At 71.5% G+C, this 25402-nt stretch carries 19 protein-coding genes; 3 read left to right on the forward strand and 16 right to left on the reverse strand.

Annotated elements, in window-relative coordinates; translation table 11 throughout:
- The first annotated feature begins 94 nt into the window (after window positions 1-94).
- Window positions 95-235, forward strand: a complete 141-nt coding sequence (locus tag CKY47_RS09105; RefSeq protein WP_306745236.1) for a hypothetical protein — start codon at window positions 95-97, stop codon at window positions 233-235.
- Here CKY47_RS09105 and CKY47_RS09110 read toward each other — a convergent pair whose 3' ends face one another.
- Window positions 236-817 (reverse strand): LysE/ArgO family amino acid transporter, encoded by a 582-nt coding sequence (locus tag CKY47_RS09110; RefSeq protein WP_306745546.1) that lies wholly within the window; start codon window positions 815-817, stop codon window positions 236-238.
- A gap of 72 nt (window positions 818-889) precedes the next feature.
- On the opposite strand from CKY47_RS09110, the gene CKY47_RS09115 reads away from it, so the two are divergent.
- Both CKY47_RS09115 and CKY47_RS09120 read left to right on the forward strand, forming a co-directional pair.
- On the forward strand, window positions 890-1753 hold the full coding sequence (locus CKY47_RS09115; protein ID WP_306745237.1) for a LysR family transcriptional regulator ArgP: 864 nt from the start codon (window positions 890-892) through the stop codon (window positions 1751-1753).
- A 211-nt stretch (window positions 1754-1964) separates the two neighbouring features.
- Window positions 1965-4721, forward strand: a complete 2757-nt coding sequence (locus CKY47_RS09120; protein ID WP_306745238.1) for a GH92 family glycosyl hydrolase — start codon at window positions 1965-1967, stop codon at window positions 4719-4721.
- A 66-nt stretch (window positions 4722-4787) separates the two neighbouring features.
- Here the strand turns inward: CKY47_RS09120 and CKY47_RS09125 are convergent, their stop codons facing one another.
- From CKY47_RS09125 to CKY47_RS09195, 15 genes are all read right to left on the reverse strand, one after another.
- Window positions 4788-5603, reverse strand: a complete 816-nt coding sequence (locus CKY47_RS09125) for a carbohydrate ABC transporter permease (RefSeq protein ID WP_306745239.1) — start codon at window positions 5601-5603, stop codon at window positions 4788-4790.
- Window positions 5600-6532, reverse strand: a complete 933-nt coding sequence (locus tag CKY47_RS09130; RefSeq protein ID WP_306745240.1) for a carbohydrate ABC transporter permease — start codon at window positions 6530-6532, stop codon at window positions 5600-5602. Before CKY47_RS09130 ends, CKY47_RS09125 begins: the two co-directional genes overlap by 4 nt.
- Entirely contained in the window at window positions 6529-7827 is a 1299-nt protein-coding gene (locus CKY47_RS09135) for an ABC transporter substrate-binding protein (RefSeq protein WP_306745241.1), read from the reverse strand. The genes CKY47_RS09130 and CKY47_RS09135 overlap by 4 nt, the downstream gene beginning before the upstream one ends.
- Window positions 7828-8527: 700 nt before the next feature.
- The gene (locus CKY47_RS09140) at window positions 8528-9301 is read right to left on the reverse strand and encodes a DeoR/GlpR family DNA-binding transcription regulator (RefSeq protein WP_306745242.1); all 774 of its coding nucleotides are present in this window, start codon (window positions 9299-9301) and stop codon (window positions 8528-8530) included.
- A 135-nt stretch (window positions 9302-9436) separates the two neighbouring features.
- Window positions 9437-10540 (reverse strand): hypothetical protein, encoded by a 1104-nt coding sequence (locus tag CKY47_RS09145; protein ID WP_306745243.1) that lies wholly within the window; start codon window positions 10538-10540, stop codon window positions 9437-9439.
- A 183-nt stretch (window positions 10541-10723) separates the two neighbouring features.
- A complete protein-coding gene (locus CKY47_RS09150; RefSeq protein WP_306745244.1) occupies window positions 10724-11941 on the reverse strand; it encodes a C39 family peptidase in 1218 nt (405 codons plus the stop codon).
- 51 nt (window positions 11942-11992) lie between these two features.
- On the reverse strand, window positions 11993-13207 hold the full coding sequence (gene mmsB / locus CKY47_RS09155; RefSeq protein ID WP_306745245.1) for a multiple monosaccharide ABC transporter permease: 1215 nt from the start codon (window positions 13205-13207) through the stop codon (window positions 11993-11995).
- Window positions 13204-14730 carry a multiple monosaccharide ABC transporter ATP-binding protein gene (mmsA, locus tag CKY47_RS09160; RefSeq protein WP_306745246.1) on the reverse strand — a complete coding sequence of 509 codons (1527 nt, stop codon included), beginning with the start codon at window positions 14728-14730 and terminating at the stop codon, window positions 13204-13206. The genes mmsB and mmsA overlap by 4 nt, the downstream gene beginning before the upstream one ends.
- Before the next feature lie 8 nt (window positions 14731-14738).
- On the reverse strand, window positions 14739-15851 hold the full coding sequence (chvE, locus tag CKY47_RS09165; RefSeq protein WP_306745247.1) for a multiple monosaccharide ABC transporter substrate-binding protein: 1113 nt from the start codon (window positions 15849-15851) through the stop codon (window positions 14739-14741).
- Between the two features lie 50 nt (window positions 15852-15901).
- A complete protein-coding gene (gene araA, locus CKY47_RS09170) occupies window positions 15902-17410 on the reverse strand; it encodes an L-arabinose isomerase (protein WP_306745248.1) in 1509 nt (502 codons plus the stop codon).
- A 20-nt stretch (window positions 17411-17430) separates the two neighbouring features.
- A complete protein-coding gene (locus tag CKY47_RS09175; RefSeq protein WP_306745249.1) occupies window positions 17431-18087 on the reverse strand; it encodes an L-ribulose-5-phosphate 4-epimerase in 657 nt (218 codons plus the stop codon).
- Entirely contained in the window at window positions 18084-19754 is a 1671-nt protein-coding gene (araB, locus tag CKY47_RS09180; protein WP_306745250.1) for a ribulokinase, read from the reverse strand. Before araB ends, CKY47_RS09175 begins: the two co-directional genes overlap by 4 nt.
- A 291-nt stretch (window positions 19755-20045) precedes the next feature.
- Window positions 20046-21029 carry a LacI family DNA-binding transcriptional regulator gene (locus tag CKY47_RS09185; RefSeq protein ID WP_306745251.1) on the reverse strand — a complete coding sequence of 328 codons (984 nt, stop codon included), beginning with the start codon at window positions 21027-21029 and terminating at the stop codon, window positions 20046-20048.
- Window positions 21030-21183: 154 nt separating this feature from the next.
- Complete coding sequence (locus CKY47_RS09190) at window positions 21184-22650, reverse strand: family 43 glycosylhydrolase (RefSeq protein WP_306745252.1); 1467 nt, start codon at window positions 22648-22650, stop codon at window positions 21184-21186.
- Between the two features lie 122 nt (window positions 22651-22772).
- Complete coding sequence (locus tag CKY47_RS09195; RefSeq protein ID WP_306745253.1) at window positions 22773-25310, reverse strand: alpha-L-arabinofuranosidase family protein; 2538 nt, start codon at window positions 25308-25310, stop codon at window positions 22773-22775.
- Window positions 25311-25402 lie beyond the last annotated feature (92 nt).

The following is a 25402-nucleotide window of genomic DNA, read 5'->3' on the forward strand; positions in this document are numbered from 1 at the left end:
GGGGCCAGACGATAGCCCCGGAAACCCGTTGGCGCGGCCAACACGCGCAGGCGCCGTCGGCACCACCGACATCGGCGACGCCGGCGGAGTAGCGATGATCACGCCCTTCACCGCGCACCGCCCGGAGGCGACGGCGCCGGTGCGGACCTGCCCCTCACCGCTCGGCGTCACCGTCTTCACGCACGACGCCCTGTCCGTGCGCGACGTCGCCGCCTTCTCCGCCGGTCCGACCTGATCAGAGGACCAACGAGATCCCGGTCGCCGTGACCACCACGGCGACCGCCGCGTCCAGCACCCGCCACGCCGCCGGGCGCGTGAACGTCCCCGACAACCGGCGCGCGCCGAACCCCAGGACGCTGAACCACAGCGCGCTCGCCGCCATCGCCCCCGCACCGAACCACCACCGGTCACCGCCGAACCCGGTCGACGCGGTGCCCAGCAGCAGCACGGTGTCCAGGTACACGTGCGGGTTGAGCCACGTCAGCGCCAGGCACGTCACGATCGCCGCCGGCGCCGCCCCGCCCGACTGCAACGCCGCCGGCCGCAGCACCCGGCGCGCGGCCAGCACCCCGTACCCCACGAGGAACGCCGCACCCACCCAGCGCACCACCGTCACCGCGGTCGGCCACGCCGTGAGCGCCGCGCCCACACCGCCGACGCCCAGAGCGATGAGCAGGGCGTCGGACCCGGCGCAGATCGCGACGACCGCCGGCACCTGCTGCCGCAGCACGCCCTGCCGCAGCACGAGGGCGTTCTGGGCGCCGATCACGACGATGAGGGACAGTCCGGCGCCGAGCCCGGCGAGCAGCGCGTACATCACACCGGGAACGGTAGGAACCCGGCGGTCACAAGACCAGCTGAAGTTCCTTACGTATCCTTAGCAGTCGTGATGCTCGATCCGGAATGCGTGCGCACCCTGCTGGCCGTGGTGGACGAGGGCACGTTCGACGCCGCCGCCAAGGTCCTGCACGTCACGCCCTCCGCCGTCAGCCAGCGCGTCAAGCAGCTGGAGCAGCGCACCGGCCGCGTGCTGGTGGTGCGCGCCAAACCCGCCCGGCTCACCGAGTCGGGCGCCGTCATCGCCCGCTACGGCCGCCAGCAGGCCCTGCTCGACCACGACGCCCTCACCGCGCTCGGCCTCGTCGAGGACCCCACCCCGATCGCCGTCGCGGTCAACGCCGACTCGCTGTCCACCTGGTTCCGGCGCGTCGTCAAGGAGCTCGCCGCCGACGACGGGCTCGTGCTGGCCGTGCGCCGCGACGACCAGGACCACACCGCCGACCTGCTGCGCCAGGGCCTCGTCGTGGCCGCCGTCACCTCGTCCCCGCGACCGGTGCAGGGCTGCCGCGCCCGCCCGCTCGGGAGCATCCGCTACCACGCCGTCGCCTCGAAGCGGTTCGTCCGCCGCCACCTCGACGCCGGCACGCCGCTGCACGAGGCCCCCGTCGTCGTCTTCGACGAGAAGGACGACCTCCAGGACGCCTTCTGCCGCGCCGAGACCGGGCACCCCGCAGCCGCCGGCCGCCGCCACCACCTGCCGGACGGGCACGTGTTCGAGGACGCCGTCGTGTCCGGTGCGGGCTGGGCGCTGCTCACCGAGCACCAGATCGCCCGCCACCGCGGCCTCGTGCACCTCGCCCCCGGCCGGCCGGTCGACGTGCCCCTGCACTGGCAGCAGTGGAAGCTCGACTCGCCGCCCCTGGCCCGCGTCGCCGACGCGGTCCTCCGTGCCGCTGCCGCCGAACTGCACTGACCTTCACCGGGCCGGGCCGCACGGGGGGCGGGACCATTGGTATCGAGCTACACTGAAATCATCAATATGGGTGAATTTCCGTCTCGGCTGTCCGGCGGCCGGCGCCGGACCCACGGCGTTCGCCCGCGCAGCGGTTCCACGACCGGGGGCCACCGGGAGAATCGAGCGCTGACAACGTTGTCAGCGCTTCCTCTCCCTGTCGGAGGAACACATGCGTCTCCGCTCCGCGGCAGTCGCCGCACTCACCCTGACCGCGCTCGCCACGCCGATCACCGCCACCGGCACCGCCGCCCCCTCCGCCATCGCCCCCTCCGCCACCGCCCCCTCCGGCACCGCCCCCTCGGGCACCGACCCCTCCGGCACCGCCACCGACCCCGCCCAGCACGTCAACGCGTTCGTCGGCACCAAGCCCGGCGGTCCCGACTTCGGGCACGGCGGCGGCGCGGGCAACACCTTCCCCGGCGCCGTCGCGCCGTTCGGCATGCTCCAGTGGAGCCCCGACACGGTCACCCACCAGCACGGCGGCTACCACTACGACGACAACCACATCCGCGGGTTCAGCCTCACCCACCTGTCCGGCCCCGGGTGCAGCGACTTCGGCACCGTCCCGTTCATGCCGTCGCCGGGCGCCACCCCGGTCGCGCACTCGACGTTCTCGCACGCGAACGAGCAGGCGTCACCCGGCTACTACTCGGTGCGGTTCGACAACGGCATCCGCACCGAGCTGACCTCGAACCAGCGCTCCGGAGTCGCCCGCTTCACCTACCCCGCCGGGCAGCGCGCCTCGCTCGCCGTCGACGCGGCACGGGCGTTCAACGCCGCCTCGGGCTCGATCACCGTCGGCGCAGACAGCCTGTCGGGCTACACCGACAGCGGCGGGTTCTGCGGCGCGGGCAACCGGTACCGGCTGCACTTCCACGTCGCCTTCGACCGGCCCTTCGCCACCGCCGCGACCGTGCTGGACGGTCAGGTGCGCGAGGACCTCGTGGTGGAGGGCGACAGCGGAACCCCCGCGCCGCCCTCGCCGAAGACCGCGCAGACCCGGGGCGTGCCCGCGCCGAGCGCGACGTCCGAGGACGTGCGCCCGATGGCGGCGGCGGCGTTCGTGTCGTTCGACGCCACCACCGTGACCGCCCGCGCCGGCATCTCGTTCGTCAGCCTCGACGGCGCGAAGGCGAACCTGGCCGCCGAGACCGGCACGAGGTCGTTCGACGAGGTCCGCACCGCCGCCAGCGACGCGTGGAACGGGTGGCTCGGCCGGATCGACGTCACCGGCGGCACCACCACGCAGCTGCGCACCCTCTACACCTCGCTCTACCACTCCCTGTTGCACCCGGACGTGTTCAGCGACGTCACCGGGCAGTACACGGGCTTCGACCGGCAGGTGCACACCACCACCAGGACGCAGTACGCGAACTTCTCCGGCTGGGACGTCTACCGCTCGCAGGTGGCGCTGATCGCGCTCCTGGCGCCCGGGGAGGCGGCCGACATCGCCCAGTCCGCGGTCAACCAGGCCGCGCAGGGCGGCTACTTCGACCGGTGGACGGTCGCCAACGGCGGCACGGGCGTCATGAACGGCGACCCGATGGCGATCGTCGTGTCCACCGCGCACGCGTTCGGCGGCACGGGGTTCGACACGGCGGACGCGCTGCGCCGCGTGGTCGCCGGGGTGGGCGACGTCCGCCAACGACCCGGCTGGCTCCAGTTCGACGACTACGGCTACGTGCCGACCGGTCTGCCCGACGTGTGGGGCTCGGCGGCGACGACCCTGGAGTACACCAGCGCCGACTTCGCGATCTCCCAGTTCGCCGCCCGCCTCGGCGACGCGGCCACCGCCGAGCGCTTCCTGCGCCGCGCGCAGAACTGGCGCAACCTGTTCGAGTCGGGCGGCAAGTACCTCAAGCCGCGCAACACCGACCTGAGCCGGCCGTCGTTCAACCCGGTGCAGGAGAACGAGTACGTCGAGGGCAACGCCGCGCAGTACACGTGGATGGTGCCCTACAACCACCGCGGCCTGTTCGACGCGATGGGCGGCGACGCGGCGGTCGTGTCCAGGTTGGACACCTTCTTCACCGAGCTGAACGCGGGCCCGAAGAAGCCGTACGCCTACCTGGGCAACGAACCCACGCTCAACACGCCGTGGGCCTACGCCTACGCGGGCGCGCCGCACCGGACGCAGGACGTGGTGCGCCGCGCGTTGACGTCGATCTTCACCCCCGTCCCGGAGGGGCTGGTCGGCAACGACGACCTGGGGCAGTTGTCGTCGTGGGCGGTGTGGGCGGCGCTCGGCCTGTACCCGCAGGCCCCCGGCCGGGCCGACCTGGTGGTGGCGAGCCCGCAGTTCCCGTCCACGACGGTCAGGCGCGGCAACGGCGCGACCATCACCATCACCGCGCCGCAGGCGTCCGACGCGAACAGGTACGTGCGGTCGCTGCGCGTGGACGGCTCGGCGTCCACCAGGCCGTGGCTGCCCGCGTCGTTCGTCGCACGGGGCGGCGCGCTCGACTTCACCCTGGGCGCCACCGCCTCGAACTGGGGTTCGGCGCCGGCCGACGCGCCGCCGTCGTTCGACGTGGGGCCGGTCCCGGCCCGGTCCGGCGCGGTCGTCGGCCTGTCGTCGAAGTGCCTGGACGCGGAGCCGGCCGGGCCGACCGACGGCGCGCCCGTGCGGCTGTGGGACTGCAACGCCTCGGCGGCGCAGCAGTGGACGCTGGCGCCCGACGGCACCCTGCGCGCCCTGGGCCGCTGCCTGGACGTGAGCGGCAGTTCGCGGGCGAACGGCGCGAAGGTGCAGCTGTGGACGTGCAACGGGACGGGTGCGCAGCAGTGGTGGCCGAAGGGCGGGACGCTGGTCAGCCCGGCGTCCGGCAAGTGCCTGGACGTGCCGGACAGCTCCCCGGCCAACGGCGTGCAGCTCCAGCTCTACACGTGCAACACCACCGCGGCGCAGCAATGGCGGGTGCCGTAGGGGTGAGTGGCCGGTCGCCACGGCTCTCCCGACACGTGACGACCGGCCGCAGTAACCGCGAGGCGCCTACTTCACTCCGCCCGCGGTCAGGCCCGCGATGATCCTGCGCTGGAACAGCAGGACCATGACGACCAGCGGCACGGTGACGACCACGCCGGCCGCCATCTGGGTGCCGAAGGGCTGGTCGAACCCGTACGCGCCGGTGAACCGGGAGATGGCCACCGTCGCCGTCTGCATCGAGCTGTCGTTCACCATCGACAGCGCGATGATGAACTCGTTCCACGCCGCGATGAACGTGATGATCGCGGTGGTGAACACGCCCGGCGCGGCCAGCGGCAGGATCACCTTGCGGAACGCCTGGCCGCGCGTGCAGCCGTCGATCATCGCCGCCTGCTCCAGCTCCTCCGGCATCTGCCGGAAGAACGCGGTCAGGTTCCACACCGCGAGCGGCAGCGCGAAGGACAGGCTCGGCACGATCATCGCCTGGTAGGTGTTGATCCAGCCGATGTCGGTGAACAGCGCCAGCAGCGGCACCAGCAGCGAGATGCCGGGGAACATGGACGTGGCGATGATCAGCGCCGCGACCGCGTTCTTGAACCGGAAGTTCAAGCGCGCCAGGGCGTACGCCGCCGAGACGCCGATGATCAGCGTCAGGATCGTCGTCACCCCGGCCACGACCAGGCTGTTGAGCAGCGACCGGCCGAACCCGACGCCGGGCGCGAACACCGCCGTGAGGTTGTCCAGCGAGAACGGCGACGGCAGCAGCGTCAGCTCGAACTGGTCGGCCGGCCGCCGGAACGCGGACACCGCCATCCAGTAGAACGGCGCCAGGCAGTAGACCAGGATCAGACCCAGCCCGGCGTACTTCAACCCGGCCTTCATCTCCGCGCCCTTTCCCGTGCGGCGCCGATGACGTCCGCACCCAGCAACCGCACGAACACCAGGGCGGTGATCGCCACGTACAGGAACAGCACGGTCGCGTACGCCGCCGCCGGCCCGAACCTCAGGCTGGACGCCTCGTCGAACGCCACCATGGACAGCGTCTCGACCGACTCCTTGCGCTGGCCGATGAGCACGAACGGCAGGTCGAACATGCGCAGCGCGTCGAGCACCCGGAACAGCACGGCGACCAGCAGCGCGGGCTTCACCAGCGGCAGCGTGATGCGCCAGAACTGCCGCCACGGCGACGCGCCGTCGACGCGTGCGGCCTCGTACACGTCGTTCGGGATGATCTGGAGGCCGGCGAGCACGAGCAGGCCCACGAACGGCGCGGTCTTCCACACGTCGGCGAGGACGACCGCGAACTTCGCCTGCCAGCCCTCGGTGGTCCACAGGATCTGCTGCCCGATGACGGCGTTGGCCACGCCGTCGGCCTGGAAGATCCACTTCCAGAGCAGCGCGGACACCGCGGTCGGCACCGCCCACGGCACGAGGATGCTCGCCCGGACCACGCCGCGGAAGCGGATCGCGTGGTGCATCACCAGCGCCATGCCGACGCCGATCAACACCTCCAGGGCCACCGTGACGACGGTGAACAGCGTGGTGTTGCCGAACGCGTTCCAGAACCGCGTCGCCGACTCGCCGGCGAAGATGGAGAGGTAGTTGTCGAGGCCGACGAACTGGGTGCCCTCGACGACGAAACCGCTCTCGTCGAGGTCCGAGCCCTCCCGGAACACCGACTCCCGCAGCGCCGCCACCAGCGGGTACCCGACCACGAGGCCGAGGACCACGAACGTCGGGGACAGCAGCGCCGCGGCGAGTCGCCCCGCGCCCGAGGTGGCACCCCGGGCGCGGCGGGCGACCGCCGTCACTTGATGAGCTCCTGCAACTTCGCCTGGAGGTCCTTGAGCGCCTGCTCACTGGTCTTCGTGCCGGTCAGGGCCGCGTACGCGGCCTCCTGGACGGCCGTGGTCACGTCGCCGTACCTGACCGCCTGCGGGCGGGGCTTGGCGGACAGGATCGAGGCCTTCAGGGTCGGCAGGTACGGGAACTTCGCGATCAGCTCCGCGTCGTCGTACAGGCTCGCCAGGGTCGGCGCCTGCGACGTGGCGAGCAGGTTGGAGCGCTGCGCTTCCTCGCCGACGAAGAACTTGATGAAGTCGAGCGCGGTGGCCTGGTTCTTGCCGAACGCGGAGATCGCCAGGTTGTGGCCGCCGAGGGTGGAGCTGCCGGGGCCGTTCAGGCCGGGCAGCGGGGCCACGTCGAACTTGCCCGCGACCTGCGAGGAGCCGTCGGTCTTGCCGGCGAGGTTCCACTGGTAGGGCCACTGGCGGTGGAAGAGCAGCTCGCCCGCCTGGAACGCGCGGCGGCCCTCCTCCTCCTTGTAGGTGATGGCCTTCTCCGGGATGATGCCCTGCTGGAAGGCGGTCACCAGCGCGTCGAGGCCCGCCTTGGCCTCGGGCGAGTCGACGACCGGCTTGCCGCTGGAGTCGACGACCTCGCCGCCCGCGGAGTGCACGGCCTCGTCGAAGTTGACGGTGAGGCCCTCGTACTTCTCGAACTGGCCCGCGTAGCAGCCGATCGCGGGCTGGCTCGCCCTGACCGCCTGGCAGGTGCTGATCAGCTCGGCCCACGTCGTGGGCGGCTTCGCGCCGGCGGCGTCGAGCAGGTCCTTGCGGTAGTACAGCAGGCCGCCGTCGGAGTAGGCCGGCGCGGCGTAGAGCTTGTCGCGGTACTGCGCGGTCTTGATGGCCGGTTCGAGGAACTTGTCCACACCGAACTGGTCGGCGGGCAGTTCGACGACCCAGCGGTTGGCCGCGAACTCGGCGGTCCACACCACGTCGAGGTTGAGGATCGTGTACGCGTCGGACTTCACCTGCGCGTTCTGCACCATCTGCTGGCGCTGCGCGTCGGCGGACTCCGGCAGCTCGATGATCCGGACCTTCTCGTCCGGGTGCGAGGAGTTCCACTGGTCGACGAGCTTCTGCATGTTGCCGGAGGTGTCCTTGCCGGTGGCGAACGTGACTTCGCCCCGGCCTTGGAGCGCACCGGCGGGCTGCTCGCCCCCTTCCCCTCCGCTCCCGCAGGAAGCGAGGAGGACTGCTGCTCCCAGCGCCGCCACGACCCTGGCAACAGGGTGTCGCAACGCCTTTGTCCGAACGCCCATCACGGTGACTCCCATCGATCCACGTCCTGCTCTCCCAAGCGGACCGGGGCGCTGGCACGGCCGACTACCTCGCCGGTCAGCAGGGTTCCCCGATCGCCGTTCGCGCCGGCCGGCGTGTCCACCCCGGTGCGGGCGGACCGCTCGGCCGGCTGCCGCGCCGCGGTGGGGCTCCCGTCCACACCGGACGTCGGCGGCGGGTCGTCGACACCCGTCACCGCGACGTCCGCCACCGGCCGGAGCCCTTGCCGGCGCACTGCACGCAGCACACCTACCGCACGGCGATCACCCGCGCGATGATCACGTCCCGCGGGACTTCGGGTTCCTGAAGTGTCCGCGCCGCGCTCCCCCCGACGGCGGGGGCCGCGGGCGACGACGCCGGGCACGGCGTCGTCGAGCACGGTGTCGTCCACGGCAGGTCGTGCTACCGGACCGGCGCGACCGCCGGTGCCGTTTCCGGTGGAGTGCGGGACGGCTCGACCCGACCGGCCCGGTCCGGCGGTGGCCGGGCGGGTCGTCACGGGGGTGCCGGGACGCGTCATGGCCTGGTCCTCCCCCTCACCGCTGCCGTCACGGAACGCATCGCCCCGGTCACCCGAGTGGCGGTTAGACGACTCGAAATCGGCGCACACTGTGTCCCGCGCCACAACACTGCGTCAAGGAGTCCGGTGGTCCCGTGATCGGACCGCAACGGAGGGGAGCGTCAGACGCGCACGACCTCGACGCCGCGCTCGCCGAACCGGCGGACGTCCTCCTCGGTCGCGCCGGTGTCCGTCACCAGCACGTGCACCAGCCCGATGGGGCAGATCTCGGCGAACGCCCGCGCGCCGATCTTCGACGAGTCGGCCACCACGACCACGCGGTGCGCGCGCTCGGCGAGCATCCGGTTCACCTCGGCCTCACCCTCGTGGTCGGCGTACGCGCCCGCGTCGGGGTCGATCGCGTCCACGCCGAGGAACACCACGTCCAGGTTCAGCCCGGCGAGTATCCTGCCCGCCAGGGGGCTCACCAGCTCGTAGGACTGCGGCCGGGCCACGCCGCCCGTGACCACCAGCTTCACCCGGGGCCGCACGGCCAGCTCGCCGGCGATGTTCAGCGCGTTGGTGACCACGGTGAGCACCCCGTCGGCGTCGGCGTTCGCGACCAGCGCCCGCGCCACCTCGGTCGTGGTCGTGCCACCGTTCATGCCGACCACCGCGCCGCGGCCCACGCGTTCGGCGGCGGCCTTGCCGATCCGCTGCTTCTCCCCCGCCCGGCGCACGGTCCTGTACCGCTGGGGCAGGTCGTAGGCGACCTCCGGGTGCGCGACCGCCCCGCCCCGTGTCCGGCTGAGCAGCCGCTGCCCCGCCAGGTGGTCCAGGTCGCGGCGGATGGTCGCCCCGGAGACGGCCAGCTCGGCGGCGACCTCGTCGACCTCGACCCTGCCCCGCTCGGCCAGCAGTTCCAGCAGTGCGTTCAACCGCTCGTACCGGTTCACCCGGCCACCTCCAGCCCCACGGTCAGTGCAGATTACTGATGGGTCGGGGTGAACGGAACGGTTCGACGGCGCCGGCCGGGACGCGCGGGCGGCCCCGTCCACGCGGGCCGTCCCGGTCGTCCCGGCCGGCGGGGGTCAGCAGACGCTCTGGCTGCTGTTGACCAGCGTGTTGTTGCGGAACGTGGTGTTGGTGCCGCACGGGCTCTCGCGGATCGCGGAGTTCGTCACCCGCAGGTTCTGCACGACGATGTCGCGCGTCACCGGGAACTCGGAGCGCGCCGCGAGCCGGATGTCGCCCGGACCGGTGACCGTGCCGCTCTGCGCGGCGAGGTTCACGTTGTAGCAGTTCTCGATGAGGATCGAGTTGCCGCCCGTGTTGGCGATGTCGATCCGGTCGATCTGGAGGCCGCCGCTCTCCGAGACGCAGAAGATGCCCCGGCCGCCGCCGCGGGCGATGACCTGGCCGACCCGGACGTTGATCGGGTAGCCGTCGCCGACGCGGCCGTTGCGGTTGGCGGTGCGGAACGCGGCGTAGCCGGTGCCGGCGCCCGCGTTGTCGGCGTCGACCGTGCCGACGGTGGCGTTGATGGTGTCGTTGAGCAGCAGGCCGGACTCGCCGACGCTGCGCGCCACGACGGTGCCGATGGTCAGGCCGTCGAGGCCGTAGGTCTCCACCGCGTGCGAGCTGGCGCCCTGCACGTAGGCGTAGTCGAGGCGGATGTTGCGGCTGCGCTGGCTGGTGTCGCCGCGGTTGTCGATGCGGACGCCGAGCCCCCTGGACAGGCGCATGTTCACGGTGCCGATGACGACGTTCACGACGTTGCGCATGAAGATGCCGTACACCGGCGTGCCGGTCAGGGTGAGGTTCTGGACCTCGATGTTGCTCACGCCCCGCGCGTACACGGGGGCGTAGTCGCCGGACCCGGAGCCGGAGACGTTGATGGTGCCGCAGACGTCGAGCGTGGTGTAGCTGCGCATCGAGTACCGCTCGCCCGCCGGGATGGTGCCGGAACCCCGGACGACGATGCGCTCCTTGGACGTGCGGTTCGCGGTGAGGCTGTCGTTGGCGGCCTGCATCGCGGCGCGCAGGCTGTTGCCGGTGTAGACGGTGCGGCTGCCGTTGCGCGCGGTCCAGCTGCTGCCGGAGCCGGTCACCTCGGCGTTGAACGACCCGTCGCCGCAGGCGGCCTGCGCCTGCGGCGAGCCGACCGTCAGGAGCGCCGCGGTCAACGCTGACACGGCGAGTAGTGATCTCATGGAGCGATCTCCTTGGTAAGCGCTTTCCGTGTGCGGCGGCGGATCTCCTCGCGGTCCGGGTGTGGGATCGCCTGGGAACGCTCCCAGGCGGTGCTCCAGTCAAGCGAACGCGCGCGACCGCGTCAACCCCCCGGTCACGTGGGCGGGACGGGCGACGCCCTCGTCTCACTTGGTGACGAGGTAGGCGATGCCGCCCGAGCCGCCGGCCACGGTGCCGTCCGCGCGGTACCTCAGGGTGCGCAGCCAGATGTTCTCGAACTGCCTGCGGTCGTAGACCCGGCGCACGGCCGCGTTGGACGGCGACGCCGGGTCGTTGGCGATCACGTCGCCCTCCTCGGTGAACCCGACGACGACCATGATGTGGCCCGCCGTGCCGTAGCCCGCCCCGTCCAGCTCGTCCTCGCGGAAGGACTGCGAGGTGATCACCGGGACGCCCCTGGCGATCCAGGACTCCAGTTCGGACAGCGACCGCAGCCGGGTGACGTGCGCCTCGAGCCCGAAGCTCGCCGCGTAGGCCGTGTTGAACGGCCAGTTGCCCGCGCCCCGGTAGTCGTGGTCGTAGGTGTGGCGGGCGGCGTGGTCGACGACGCGGTCGGCGTGCCCCGGGTCCACCCAGGACAGCTCGTCCTCGGTCGGGCCGCGCCCGTGGTACTCCACGACCATCGTGGTCGACGTCGGGCTGCACCACGCCTCGCCGCCGCCGTCGTACTCGGGGTAGTGCCCCTCGTGCACGTTCTGCGAGTACCGCGGCACGGGCAGCTCGATCCCCCGCGCGACGCCCGGCGCGCTCGCGGGCACCTCGAACCGGTCGGGCACGGCCGAGGCCATCGCGCCCGCCATCCGCAGCAGCGGGGTCGCCGTCGTCCCGGCGGCCCGGTAGAGGGTGACGCGGAGCCGGTAGGCGCGCAGCGGCTGCTCCGCGACGAACGTGTCGACGTCGACGTGGCCGTGCTCGTCGCCCTGGCCGGGCACGCTCGTCCGCGCCACGTCGGCGTCGCCGAGCGCCCACCGGCCCATCACGTACCAGGAGGTGCCCTCGTCACCGGGCCCCACCCGGCCGAACTCGACCTGGAGCCACGTGCCGGCGGGCGTGGCGGCGTTCCACGAGGCGACCGCCTGCGTGGCGTCGAACCCGGTGGCGCGGCGCGGCGAGGTCCACCGGGCGTACTCGTACGCCCGACCGCCGTGCTCCAGCACGCCGACCGGGTGCCGCACGACGAGACCGCCGCGCGCGAACGCGGTGCCCTCGTGCGCGCCCGCGAGGAGCTGCGCCGACCGCCATTCGCGGTAGTCGACGCGAGCGCCCTCGGCCACCGCGACCGGGGTCGCGGCGAGACCGAGGGCGAGGGCGGCCAACAGGACCCTGATGCCGGGGGCGGTCATGTCGGCGATTGTCGCGCCGGTGCTACACCGTGTAATCAACCAACCAGGTGGTCATGCGCGGCGCTTCGTCCAGACGTCGTAGGCGACGGCGGCGAGCAGCACCAGGCCCTTGACGAGCATCACCTGCTCACTGGGGGACCCGATGAGCGACATGCCGTTGTTGATCACGCCCATGATGAGGCCGCCGGTGATCGCGCCGACCACCTTGCCCACGCCGCCCTGCACCGCCGCGCCGCCGATGAACGCCGCCGCGATGGCGTCCAGCTCGAACGACGCGCCCGCGGTCGGACCGGCCTGGTTGAGCCGGCCCGCGAAGATGATGCCCGCCAGCGCCGCCAGCACGCCCATGTTCACGAAGATCCAGAACGTGACCTGCTTGACCTTCACGCCGGACAGCGTCGCCGCCTGGAGGTTGCCGCCGATGGCGTAGACGTGCCGGCCGAACACCGACCGGTTCGCCATCACCGAGTAGCCCATCACCAGCACGGCCAGCAGCACGAGCACCCACGGCAGGTTGCGGAACCGCGCCAGCTGCACCACCACGGCCAGCACGACCGCCGCCGCCAGCACGATCTTCAGCACGAACACCGGGAACGGGTCCACGACCTGCCCGTAGCCCAGCCGCGCCTTGCGCCGCAGCCACTGGTTGAACGCGAACCCGGCCACCACCGCCACGCCGACGAGGAGGCTGACCAGGTCGGCGCCGCCCAGCGGGCCGAGGCCGACGTTGCCCAGGTAGCCCGAGGTGAAGCCGTTGGCCAGCGTCCGGATCTCGTCCGGGAACGGCCCGATGCCCTGGTTGCCCAGCACGGTCAGGGTCAGCGCCCGGAACACCAGCATGCCCGCGAGCGTCACGATGAACGCCGGGATGCCGAAGAACGCCACCCAGTAGCCCTGGGCCGCGCCGATCACCGCCCCGGCGACCAGCGTGATGAGCACCGCGAACGGCCACGGCACGTCCATCTGCACGGTGAGCACCGCGCAGATCGCGCCCGTCAGCGCCACCACCGACCCGGCCGACAGGTCGATGTGCCCGCCGATGATCACCAGGATCATGCCGATCGCCAGGATCAGCACGTAGGAGTTCTGGACGATGATGTTCGAGATGTTCTGCGGCTGGAGCAGCGCGCCGTCGGTCAGCACCGCGAACAGCGCGACGATGAACGCGAACGCCACGTAGATGCCGGACTGCCGGATGTTGATCGTGAACCGGCGCTGCGGTCCTGCCTGCGCCTTCACCGGCGGTGGGGCGGTCTTCGCGGTCATGAGGTCTGTCCCTGGGTCATGTGCTGCATCAGGCGTTCCTGGGTGGCTTCGGCGCGGGTCAGCTCACCGGTGACGCGGCCCTCGGACAGGGCGTACACCCGGTCGCACAGGCCGAGCAGCTCCGGCAGCTCGGAGGAGATGACCAGCACCGCGCGCCCCTCGGCGGCCAGTTCGTTGATGATGGAGTAGATCTCGTACTTCGCGCCCACGTCGATGCCGCGGGTCGGCTCGTCCAGGATCAGCACGTCCGGGTCGGTGAACATCCACTTCGCCAGGACGACCTTCTGCTGGTTGCCGCCGGACAGCGTGCCCACCGTCGTGCCGACGCCCGGGGCCCGGATGCCCATGGACTTCCGGAAGCGCTCGGCGACCGAGTACTCCTCGTTCTCGTTCACCCAGCCGCGCGTGGCCAGCTTGCCCAGCCCGGCCGCGGACACGTTGCGCTTGATGTCCTCGATGAGGTTGAGGCCGTAGCGCTTGCGGTCCTCGCTGACGTAGGCCAGGCCGTGCCGGATGGCCTTGCGGACGGTGCGCGTGTCGATCTCGCGCCCGTCCTTGAGCACCCGCCCGGACACGCCCACGCCGTACGTGCGACCGAACACGCTCATCGCCAGCTCGGTGCGCCCCGCGCCCATCAGGCCCGCCAGGCCCACGATCTCCCCGCGCCGCAGCACGAGGTTCGCGCGGTCCACGACCACCCGGTCGGGCTGGGACGGGCTGTGCACGGTCCAGTCCTCGATCCGCAGCACCTCGTCGCCCACCTGCGGGGTGCGCGGCGGGAAGCGGTTCTCCAGGTCGCGGCCGACCATGCCCGCGATGATCCGGTCCTCGGTCACCTCCTTCGCGGGCAGCGTCTCGATCGTGCGGCCGTCGCGCAGGATCGTGATGCTGTCCGCGATGCGGGTGACCTCGTTGAGCTTGTGCGAGATGATCACCGAGGTGATGCCCTCGTCGCGCAGGCCGTCGAGCAGGTCGAGCAGGTGCGCGGAGTCGTCGTCGTTCAGCGCCGCGGTCGGCTCGTCCAGGATCAGCAGGCGCACGTCCTTGGCGAGCGCCTTGGCGATCTCCACCAGCTGCTGCTTGCCCACACCCAGCTCGTCCACCGGCGTCGTCGGGTTCTCCCGCAGGCCCACGCGGGCGAGCAGCTCGCCCGCCGCGTGGTTGGTGCGGTTCCAGTCGACGAACCCGCGCGTGGCCCGCTCGTTGCCGAGGAACAGGTTCTCCGCGACGGACAGCTGGCCGCACAGCGCCAGCTCCTGGTGGATGATCACGATGCCGCGCCGCTCGCTGTCGCGGACGCCGCCGAACGAGCACGGTTCGCCCTCGAACGTGATCTCGCCCTCGTAGGACCCGTGCGGGTGCACGCCGGAGAGCACCTTCATCAGCGTCGACTTGCCGGCGCCGTTCTCACCGCAGATCGCGTGGATCTCACCGCGCCGCACGGCGAGCGAAACGTCGTGCAGCGCGGTGACCCCGGCGAACCGCTTGGTGATGCCGCGCATCACCAGGATGTCGTCGGACATGATCCGATCTACCTCAGCTGGTCTTCGGTGTAGTAGCCGGTGTCGACCAGGACCTGCTTGTAGTTGTTCTTGTCGACGATGATCGAGTCGAGCAGGTACGACGGGACGACCTTCACGCCGTTGTCGTAGTCCTTCTCGTTGTTGACCTGCGGCTTGCCGCCCTTGAGCACCGCGTCGGCCATCTCCACGGTGGCCTTGGCCAGCTCGCGGGTGTCCTTCTGGATGGTCGAGTACTGCTCGTTCGCGACGATCGACTTCACCGAGGCGACCTCGGCGTCCTGACCGGTCACGACCGGGTACGCGGTGCCGCCGGTGCCGTAGCCGCTGCTCTTGAGCGCGGACAGGATGCCGATCGACAGGCCGTCGTACGGGGAGAGCACGCCCTGCACCTGGGCGCCGCCCTGGTAGGTGGAGGTCAGCAGGTCCTCCATGCGGCGCTGCGCGGTCGCCGGGTCCCAGCGCAGGATCGACACGGTCTTGAAGTCGGTCTGGCCGCTCTTCACGACCAGCGTGCCCTTGTCGATGTGCGGCTGGAGGACGGACATCGCGCCGTTGAAGAAGAACGTGGCGTTGTTGTCGTCCGGGGAACCGGCGAACAGCTCGATGTTCAGCGGGCCGGTCGCGGTGCCCTGGCTGCCGTCGGCGTTGATCACCTTCAGGCCGGTGAGCAGCGACGTCGCCTGCTGCACACCCACCTTGAAGTTGTCGAACGTCGCGTAGTAGTCGACGCTGTCGGTGTTGCGCAGCAGCCGGTCGTACGCGATGACGGGGATCTTCGCGTCCTCGGCCTGCTGGAGCTGCGAGGTGATCGCGGTGCCGTCGATCGAGGCCACGATCAGCAGCTTCGCGCCCTTCGTGATCTGGTTCTCGATCTGGTTGGCCTGCGTCGGGATGTCGTTCTCGGCGTACTGGAGGTCGACCTGGTAGCCCTTGGCCTCCAGCGCCTTCTTGATGTTGTCGCCGTCGTGGATCCAGCGCTCGGACGAGCGGGTCGGCATGGTCACGCCGACCAGCGCGCTGTCCGTGGAACCGCTCTGCTGGTCGACGGTCTTCTCCGCCGAGCCGCAGGCGGACAGCACGAGGGCGGCCGCGGCGATGGCGGCGTACCGCGGAAACTTCATCGTTTCTCTCTCCCTTGGTGGTGCCCGGAACGGGCTGGTGCAGCGCGGGGCTAGTGCAGGCCCTGCGCGAGGCGGAAGTACGCCTGGTTCCAGCGCAGGCGGTCGCCGAACGACGCCGTGGTCGTCTCCCGGTCGATGACGACCAGCTCGGTGTTCACCATCTGCGCGAAGTCGCGCAGCGTCCCGGCGTCGACGGCCTGCGTCATCACGGTGTGGTGCGGACCGCCCGCGGTCAGCCACGACTCGGCCGACGTGGACAGCGACGGCGCGGGCTTCCAGACCGCGCGGGCCACCGGCAGGTTCGGCAGGGGCTCGTCCGGCGGGACGACCTCGACCTCGTTGGCGACCAGCCGGAAGCGGTCGCCCAGGTCGGCCAGGCCGACCACGACGGCGTCGCCCGGGTTCGCGTCGAACACCAGCCGCACCGGGTCCTCCCGGCCGCCGATGCCCAGCGGGTGCACCTCGCACGACGGCCGGTCGGCGGCGATCGTCGGGCACACCTCCAGCATGTGCGCGCCGAGGATCTTCGGCTCGCCGGGGCCGAAGTGGTAGGTGTAGTCCTCCATGAACGACGTGCCGCGACCCGTGCCCGCGCCCATCGCCTTGACCGCGGCCAGCAGCGCCGACGTCTTCCAGTCGCCCTCGCCGCCGAAGCCGTAGCCGTCGGCCATCAGCCGCTGCACAGCCAGGCCCGGCAGCTGCCGCAGCCCGCCCAGGTCCTCGAAGTTCGTGGTGAACGCGCCGAACCCGCCGTCGGTGAGGAACCGGCGCAGGCCGGCCTCGATGCGGGCCGCGTAGCGCAGCGAGTCGTGCCGCTCCCCGCCCTTGGCCAGCTCCGGGGCGAGCCGGTAGGCGTCCGCGTAGTCGGCCACCAGCAGGTCGACCTCGTCGTCTGCCACCGCGTCGACGACCTCGACCAGGTCGTTGACGCCGTAGGTGTTGACGCTGACGCCGAACCGCAGCTCGGCCTCCACCTTGTCGCCCTCGGTGACCGCGACGCCACGCATGTTGTCGCCGAAGCGGGCGAGCTTCAACCCGTTCAGGTGATCGTGGCCGGCGGCGGCCCGCATCCAGCCGTCGATGCGCTCGGCCAGCACCGGGTCGCTCGCGTGGCCGGCGACCGTCTTGCGCGGCACGCCCAGCCTGGTCTGGATGAACCCGAACTCGCGGTCGCCGTGGGCGGCCTGGTTGAGGTTCATGAAGTCCATGTCGATGCTCGCCCAGGGCAGCGCCTCGTTGAGCTGGGTGTGCAGGTGCAGCAGCGGCTTGCGCAGCACGTCCAGGCCCGTGATCCACATCTTCGCGGGCGAGAACGTGTGCATCCACGCGATGACGCCGATGCACGTCGGGTCGGCGTTCGCCGCGAGCATGGTGTTGCGGATGGCCGCGGTGTCGGTCAGCACCGGTCGCCACACCACCTCGGCCGAGAGCTTCCCCGACTCGGTGAGCATCCGCTGGATCTGCTGCGACTGCTGGGCGACCTGGTCGAGCGTGTCCGGTCCGTAGAGGTGCTGGCTCCCGGTGAGGAACCAGACCTGCGGCTTCGCAGCAGAGGACATGCGGGGCTCCCCTCGTGGGCTCATTGCCCGTAGACGTTCTGGTAGCGCGCGTACAGGCTGTCGACGTGGTGCTGCTCGATCGGCTCCGGCCGGCCGAGCTGGTGTGCGAAGTGGACGGTACGCGCGACGTCCTCCAGCATCACCGCGGCCTTGACCGCCGCCCGGGCGTCCTTGCCGATGGTGAACGGGCCGTGACCCTTCATCAGCACCGCCTTGGACCGGCTGGTCCGCAGCGTCTCCACGATGCCGCGGCCGATCGAGTCGTCGCCGATGAGCGCGAACGGCCCCACCGGGATGTCACCGCCGAACTCGTCGGCGATCATCGTGAGCACGCACGGGATCGGCTCGCCCCGCGCCGCCCACGCGGTCGCGTACGGGGAGTGCGTGTGCACCACGCCACCGACCTCGGGCATGTGCCGGTACACGTAGGCGTGCGCGGCGGTGTCCGAGGACGGCGCGTAGTCGCCCTCCACGAGGTTCCCGCGCAGGTCGGTCACGACCATCGCCTCGGGGGTCAGCTCGTCGTAGGACACGCCCGACGGCTTGATCACCATCAGGTCCTGCCCCGGCACGCGCGCCGACACGTTGCCCGCGGTCCAGATGACCAGCTCGTAGCGGGTCAGCTCCCGGTGCAGCGCGGCGACCGTGCGCCGGAGGTCCTCCACCGCCGTCGTCACTTCTCCCCCTTCTCGGCGTCCTTGACCGCCCGGCGCAGTGCCTTGAGGCGGTGCATGACCTCGTTCGCGCCGCGCCCGAAGTGGTCGTGCAGCTCCTGGTACTCGACGAACAGCCGCTCGTAGGCGGCGACGTTCTCCGGGATCGGCCGGAACACCCCGCGCCGCACCGAGCCCATGGCCCGCGCGGCGGCGTGGATGTCCTCGTGCGCCTTCGCCGCCACGGCCGCGTGCAGCGCCGAGCCCAGCGCCGGTCCCTGCTCGGAGCCGATCACGGACAGCGGCATGTCCAGCACGTCGGCGTAGATCTGCATCAGCAGCCGGTTCTTCACCAGGCCGCCCGCGATCACCAGCTCGGTCACCGGGATGCCCGCGTCGGTGTAGGAGTCGACGATCACCCGCGTGCCGTACGCGGTCGCCTCCAGCAGCGCCCGGTAGGTGTCCTCGGCGCGGGTCGCCAGGGTCTGGCCCACGACCAGGCCGGACAGCTCGTGGTCGACCAGCACCGAGCGGTTGCCGCTGTGCCAGTCCAGCGCGATCAGGCCGTGCTCGCCGATCGCCTGCTCCGCCGCCAGCTCGGTGAGCAGGTCGTGCACCGAGATGCCCCGCTCACGCGCCCGCTCGTGGTAGGCGGGCGGCACGTTGTGCTCCACGAACCAGGCGAAGATGTCGCCCACGCCGCTCTGGCCCGACTCGTAGCCCCACAGGCCCGGCACGATGCCGCCCGGCACGACCCCGCACATGCCGGGCACCTCGCGCAGCTCGGCGCCGTTCATCACGTGGCACGTCGAGGTGCCCATGATCGCGACCATCTGCCCCGGCCCGACGGCCTGCGCCGCGGGGGCGGTGACGTGCGCGTCGACGTTGCCGACCGCCACCGCGATGCCCGGCGTCAGCCCGGTCCAGGCCGCGGCCTCCTCCGTCAGGCCGCCCGCGCGGTCGCCCAGCCGGCCCAGCGGGTGGTCGAGCTTGTCCGCCACGAAACCCGCGAAATCGGGGTTCAGCGCCGCCAGGAACTCCCGCGAGGGGTAGCCGTCCTGGTAGATGCCCTTGTAACCGGCCGTGCACGCGTTGCGCACGTACTGCCCGCACAGCTGCCACACGATCCAGTCGGCCGCCTCGACCCAGTGGTCGACCGCCGCGTAGACGCCGGGCGCCTCCTCCAGCAGCTGGAGCCCCTTGGCGAACTCCCACTCCGAGGAGATCAACCCGCCGTAGCGGGGCAACCACGCCTCGCCGCGCTCCTCCGCCAGGGCGTTGATCCGGTCGGCCTGCCCCTGCGCCGCGTGGTGCTTCCACAACTTGACGTAGGCGTGCGGCTCGCCGGCGAACTCCGGCAGCTCGTTGAGCGGCGTGCCGTCGGCCTTGACCGGCACCATCGTGCAGGCCGTGAAGTCCGTGCCGATGCCGATCACGTCGGCCGGGTCGACCCCCGCGTCCGCGATGGCGGCCGGGACCGCGTGCTTGAGCACGTCGACGTAGTCCTGGGGCACCTGGAGGGCCCACTCGGGGGGCAGCGGGGTGCCATCGGGCAGCGCCCGGTCCAGCACGCCGTGCCGGTAGTCGTGCACGCCGGTGCCCAGCTCGGCCCCGTCGCGCACCCGCACCACCACCGCGCGACCGGACAACGTGCCGAAGTCGACACCCACCACCAACGGTTCGCTCGCCATGGTTGGTGAGTGTTATCGCTAACATTCACGACGTCAAGACCTGCCCGCAACGTGGTCTTAACGACTTGGTGAGCGTGCACAACGGCGGCCACCCGACCAGCCGCCCACCACCCAGCCTAGGCCCACCGACCCCCACACCGACACCCGTACCCCGCGCGAGCCGCCCGCTCCCCCGCGAGTCGTACGTCCACGCCCCGCGTGTCGTACGTCCACGCCCCGCGAGTCGTACGTTCGGACACCTCCGGACCCCGCGTCCGGCAGCACCGGGCGCGGGGGTCGTCGGAGATCCGGTCAGCGCGGCGGTGCGACGCTGTCCCGCGTCACCAGCGACGGCGCGATCGTGCGCTGCGAGGCGCCCACCTCGCCGTCGCCGACCTGGGCCAGCAGCAGCCCCAGCGTCTCCCGCGCCACCGCGTCGAAGTCCGGTCTGATCGTGGTCAGCGGCGGGATGAAGTACGCCGCCTCCGGCACGTCGTCGAACCCGACCACGCTCACGTCGTGCGGCACCGTCCGGCCGCGTTCGCTCATCGCGCGCAGGATGCCGAGCGCCAGGTGGTCGTTCGCCGCGAAGATCGCCGTGACCTCGGGCATCCGGGCCAGCATCTGCCCCGCCCGGTACCCGGACGCGGCGCTCCAGTCGGCCGGCACCACCGGTGGCACCTCCAGCCCCGCCGTCTCCAGCGCGCTGCGCCAACCCCTTATGCGACCGGCGCTGTCGAACCAGTCCGGCGGCCCCGACACGTGCCACACGGTGCGGTGCCCCGCCTCCAGCAGGTGCGTGGTCGCCGCGAACGCCCCGGCCGCCTGGTCGACGGTCACCAGGGGCGTCGAGCGCTCCGGGTCGCCGTCCACCGTGACCAGCGGGATGCCCGCGGAGACGGCGCCGACCGCGTCGTTGGCCGACGCGGTCGGCGCGATGACCACTATCCCCGCGACGCGCTGGTCGCGGTGCCGCTCCACGGCGTCGGAGATGGAGTTGCGGTCCAACACGTTCACCCGGCCCACGCTCACCGCGAACCCGGCCACGGCCGCCGCCTGCTCGAACGCGGCGAGCAGCGAGGCCGGCCCGTAGAGGGTCGAGTTCTGCGCCACCACCCCGATGAGCTGGGACCGCCCGGTGACCAGCGCGCGGGCCGCCTTGTTGGGCCGGTAGCCCAGCTCGGCGATGGCCGCGCGCACCCGCAGCCGGGTCTGCTCCCGGACGTTCGGGTGGCCGTTGAGCACCCTCGACACCGTCTGGTGCGAGACCCCGGCGAGCTTGGCGACGTCCGTCATCGCGGGATCGCGCGCGGTCCTGTGCTCCACTGCTGCCCCATCTCCACTCATGCCGACACCGTGCGATGTTAGCGATAACACCTGTTGTCCACCACGAAGGTGCTCTCCTGACCATTGTCCACCAGAGACCGTCCCCGGGCGGTCAGGACGCGCATCAGCCGAGGCGGAAAGTCGCCCGCTCGCGCGCGCCCCGGTCGTTGCCCGGCGCGGTGAGCACCAGGCGCCCGACCCCGTCGTGCGCGACGTACCGGGCCGGGTCCGCGGCCAACCGCAGCGACACGCCGTCGCGGCCGGCCAGACCCGCCACCCGCACGAACGACGCCGTCCGCCCGTAGGCGTCGGAGTCCTCGTACGGGTCGACGCGCAACGACGCGCCGTCCACCCGCGCGTACCGGTCCGGGAAGTTCACCGACTGCACGGCCGTCGTGCCCGCGCCCAGGAACCCGTCGACGAGGCGGAACTGCGAGTCGCCGAGCTCGCGCACGTCGCCGTCGACGCGCAGCCGGTAGTCGTGGTGCCGCACGACCAGCCGGGGCGAGTCGACCGGCGACAACCGCACCACCGGCCCGCCCTCGCCGACGGGCACCCCGAAGCCCGGCGTGCCGTCGTCGTTCCAGTGCACCTTCTGCACGCGGGTGTGCCGGTTCGGGTCGAACAGCGGGTCGCCGGTGATGTCCCGGTAGTCGCGGGCGTGGTAGACCAGCACGTCCTGGTCGCCGACGGTGGTGAACGAGTTGTGCCCGGGGCCGTACTGCCGCGTCGCGTCGTTCGTCGTGAAGACCGGGTTCGGCGACTTGGTCCACGAGCGCGCGTCGAGCAGGTTCGCGTTCTCGTCGGCGGTGAGCAGGCCCATGCAGTAGCGGGCGTCGGTGGCGCTGGCCGAGAAGGTCACGAACACCCGGCCGTTGCGGACGAGCACCGCCGGTCCCTCGTTCACCTTGAAGCCCTGGACCTCCCAGGGCAGGGTGGGCACGGCGATGCGCACGGGTGCGCTCCCGAGCTCCAGCGGCGTGGCCATCTCGGCGATGTAGAGGTTGCTGTTGGTCGCGATGCCGGGCTCGCTCTGCGCCCACAGGAAGTACCGCTTGCCCCGGTGCTCGAACGTGGTCGCGTCGAGCGTGAAGGTGTCCCAGGCGGTGACCACCTGCCCCTTGAGCACCCACCCGTCCTCTCGCGGGTCGGCCTTGTCCGACTCCAGCACGTAGGTGCGGATGCGGAACGGCTCGTCGGAGTCGCCCGCGGCGAAGTAGACGTACCACCGCCCGTCGACGCGGTGCAGCTCCGGGGCCCAGATGTAGCCGCCCATCCTCCCGGACGCGGGCCGTCGCCAGATCGTGCGCTCGCGGGCCGTGGCCAGGCCGTCCAGGGTGGACGCGCCGCGGACGACGACCCGGTCGTACTCGGGCACGGAGCCGGTCAGGTAGTACATGCCGTCCACGGGCGTGGTGATGAACGGGTCGGCGCGCTGCTCCACCAGGGGGTTGCGGGTGGGCAGGTCGGCCGCCTGCGCCGGGACGCGCTCCTGCTGCCGCGCGGAGGCGGCGGCCGCCGAGGCGGGCAGGGTGCCCGCCACGGCCAGCGCGCCGCCGGCGCGGAACAGGGACCTGCGGTCGAGACTCACGACGGCTCCTCTCGGTCGCCACCCGGCCGGTCACCCGATGTGGTGATCATGCTCGCGGGTCGATGACGTTCGAACAGATGTTCCATACCTTGGACTTCATGAAAATCCCGGTGCGGGTTCGGTCAGCGTCGTTTGTCCTTGAGCCGCAAGAAGGTCACCGAGTGGGGCGGGAAGGTGTGGGTGAAGGCGGACGAGACCCGCACCTGGGCCTTGCGCGCCTTCACGGGCCGGGTGAACTCCGTGTTCACGTCGTCCGGCAGGCCTTCCAGCACCGTCGCCTCCGCAGCGGGCAGGACCCAGGTGCCGGCGCCGAGGTCGACCTTCGTGCGGGCGGCGTTCGCCTGCGCGTTGACCACCTTGAGGATCAGCTCGCCGGTCTTCTGGTCGCGGGTGACCACCTGGCGGAAGGGTTCGGGAGCCCGGTTGGTGTCGTCGGCGAACTCGGCCCACTTCCGCCCGTCGATGAAGAGCTTCACGGTGCGGCCACGCACCTCGACCCGCAGGTCGTAGGTGCGGCCGGTCTCGATGGTGGTGTCGTCCGAGTGGAAGACGCGCGAGGAGTTGCCGCCGTCCACGGCGGACCGGGTGTTGTTCCAGCCGCCGAGGTTCCACCAGAACGGGTTGCCGCCGCCGTTGACCGCGAAGGGGATCAGGAAGCCCTCGCTGCCGGAGCGCTTGGTGGCCTTGACGCTGAACGTGAAGTCGCGCCAGGTGGGGTCGCCCGCGGTGACCAGGGGGTTCGTGACGCCGGTGTCGGCCTGCACGTACGCGCCGTCCACCACGCCCCAGTCGCCCGTGCCGTTGCCGGTCCACCGGCTCGCGTCGCCGGAGAAGTCGTCCGCGAACAGCTCGCGCCCGTCCGCGGCCGTGACCTTCACGTCGTCGTAGGCGACCGAGGTGGCCCAGGAGGAGAGGCCGATGGCGCCGGTGATCGGTTCGGGGCTCCACGGGGTGCCGGAGGCCGTGCTCTTCACGACGTGGTCGCCCACGTTGTTCATGAACAGCTTCTGCACCTCGTAGGACGCCGACCCCCACGAGGCGTCGTTGTCGAACCAGATCATGTCCGGCCGCCACTGCACGTAGTCCTCGTTGGACAGCAGCGGCGCGTAGGAGGCGAGCTTCACCACGTCGGCGTTGCGCTCCAGGCCGGTCATGAAGGCGGCCTCGGCGAGGGCGTTGGCGAACCTGTTGTCCTGCGAGGCGTACTCGCCGAGGAAGACCTTCGGTCCGTTGCGGTCGTAGGAGTCGTAGCGGTCGTTGTTCTCCAGGAACCAGCTCGGGCTGTTGTAGTAGTGCTCGTCGACCATCTCGACACCGGCGTCGCGGTTGAGCTGCCAGAGCCGGTCGAAGGTGGCGCCCGTGTCGTCCGGGCCGGAGTTGCTCACCACGGTGACCTCGGGGTACCTGGCCTCGATCGCCGCCCGGAACCGCGTGAAGTTGCCGAAGAACGCCTCGGGCAGGTTCTCCTCGTTGCCCACGCCGAGGTGCGTCAGCCCGAACGGCGCCGGGTGGCCCATCTCGGCGCGCTTGCGGCCCCAGGTCGAGTCGGCCGGTCCGTTGGCGAACTCGATCAGGTCCAGCGTGTCCTGGATGTGCCGCTGGAGCAGCGCCGGGTCGTCGGTGGCGCGGTTCTGGCCGCAGCCGGTGACGAGCGCGGGCACCACGGGCAGCGGCATGGCGCCGATGTCCTCGGCGAACTGGAAGTACTCGTAGTAGCCGAGGCCGTAGGACTGGTTGTAGCCCCAGAAGTTGGCGTTGGTGGCGCGCTCCTCGACCGGGCCGATGGTGTCCTTCCACTGGTACGAGCGCTTGCGCTCGTAGCCGGTCGAGGCGTCGTACCCGTAGTGGCTGCCGGTGTTGACCAGGCAGCCGCCGGGGAAGCGGACGAAGCCGGGCTTGAGGGCGGCGATCTTCTCGGCGAGGTCCTTGCGCAGGCCGTGGCCCTTGTAGGTGTCCTGCGGCATGAGCGAGACCATGTCCAGCCGCAGGGTGCCCGTTCCCCCGCCGGCGACGAGCAGCCTGCCGGTGGTGGACGACTCGCGTGCGCGGAAGGTGCCGGTGTACTTGGTCCAGCCGTCGCCGCGCACCTGGATCTTCAGCCCCGGCGCCAGCTCCTTGCCCGCGGGGTCGGTGAGGCCGACGGTGAGCGGCGTGCCCGCCGCCTGGTCGGTGCGCGCCCAGGCGGAGAAGTCGTACTTCTCGTCGCGCTCGACGTTGATGCCGGAGTTGTAGCCCGCGTTGACGACCCCGGCGGGCAGGCCGAGCTTGAGGTGGCGCCGGTTGCGCTCGTTGAGCCGCGCGTCGTCGTCGACCACGTCGAGCGTGCCGCCGGTCGGCGCCCAGCCGGTGAGGGGTGTGTAGCCGGCGTTGTCGGCCGGGTCGTACTCGAACGACCGGTTCTGCACCAGTTCGGCGTAGAGCCCGCCGTCGGCGGCCCGGTTGATGTCCTCGAAGAAGACGCCGTACATGGTGTCGTCGATCGAGGCGCCCTTGGCCTGCGGGTCGATGCCGATGGTGTAGTCGGTCCGGGCCGCCGCCTGCGCGGCGAAGCCGGGCAACGCGTACCCGCCCCCGCCGGCCGCCGAGGCGGGGCTGAGCGCCGGCACGGCGAGGGCTACCGCCAGCACGGCGGGCAGCAGTGTCAGAGAACGAGATCTCACAACCCAATCCCTTCGTGGGGACCCGTCACATCACGCGCGCACGCTCCACCCGGTCGGGCCGGCCACCGGCTGAGGTGCTCGTCCGATCGCCG

Source organism: Saccharothrix longispora, assembly GCF_030852425.1.
GTDB lineage: Bacteria > Actinomycetota > Actinomycetes > Mycobacteriales > Pseudonocardiaceae > Actinosynnema > Actinosynnema longispora.

Excerpts from the sequence above, each read along its gene's own strand:
- araB (WP_306745250.1), bottom strand. The coding sequence starts at position 19,754 with ATGGCGAGCGAACCGTTGGTGGTGGGTGTCGACTTCGGCACGTTGTCC.
- CKY47_RS09110 (WP_306745546.1), bottom strand. The coding sequence starts at position 817 with ATGTACGCGCTGCTCGCCGGGCTCGGCGCCGGACTGTCCCTCATCGTC.
- mmsA (WP_306745246.1), bottom strand. The coding sequence starts at position 14,730 with ATGTCCGACGACATCCTGGTGATGCGCGGCATCACCAAGCGGTTCGCC.
- CKY47_RS09125 (WP_306745239.1), bottom strand. The coding sequence starts at position 5,603 with ATGAAGGCCGGGTTGAAGTACGCCGGGCTGGGTCTGATCCTGGTCTAC.
- CKY47_RS09105 (WP_306745236.1), top strand. The coding sequence starts at position 95 with ATGATCACGCCCTTCACCGCGCACCGCCCGGAGGCGACGGCGCCGGTG.
- CKY47_RS09150 (WP_306745244.1), bottom strand. The coding sequence starts at position 11,941 with ATGACCGCCCCCGGCATCAGGGTCCTGTTGGCCGCCCTCGCCCTCGGT.
- CKY47_RS09135 (WP_306745241.1), bottom strand. The coding sequence starts at position 7,827 with ATGGGCGTTCGGACAAAGGCGTTGCGACACCCTGTTGCCAGGGTCGTG.
- araA (WP_306745248.1), bottom strand. The coding sequence starts at position 17,410 with ATGTCCTCTGCTGCGAAGCCGCAGGTCTGGTTCCTCACCGGGAGCCAG.
- mmsB (WP_306745245.1), bottom strand. The coding sequence starts at position 13,207 with ATGACCGCGAAGACCGCCCCACCGCCGGTGAAGGCGCAGGCAGGACCG.
- chvE (WP_306745247.1), bottom strand. The coding sequence starts at position 15,851 with ATGAAGTTTCCGCGGTACGCCGCCATCGCCGCGGCCGCCCTCGTGCTG.
- CKY47_RS09185 (WP_306745251.1), bottom strand. The coding sequence starts at position 21,029 with ATGACGGACGTCGCCAAGCTCGCCGGGGTCTCGCACCAGACGGTGTCG.
- CKY47_RS09120 (WP_306745238.1), top strand. The coding sequence starts at position 1,965 with ATGCGTCTCCGCTCCGCGGCAGTCGCCGCACTCACCCTGACCGCGCTC.
- CKY47_RS09115 (WP_306745237.1), top strand. The coding sequence starts at position 890 with ATGCTCGATCCGGAATGCGTGCGCACCCTGCTGGCCGTGGTGGACGAG.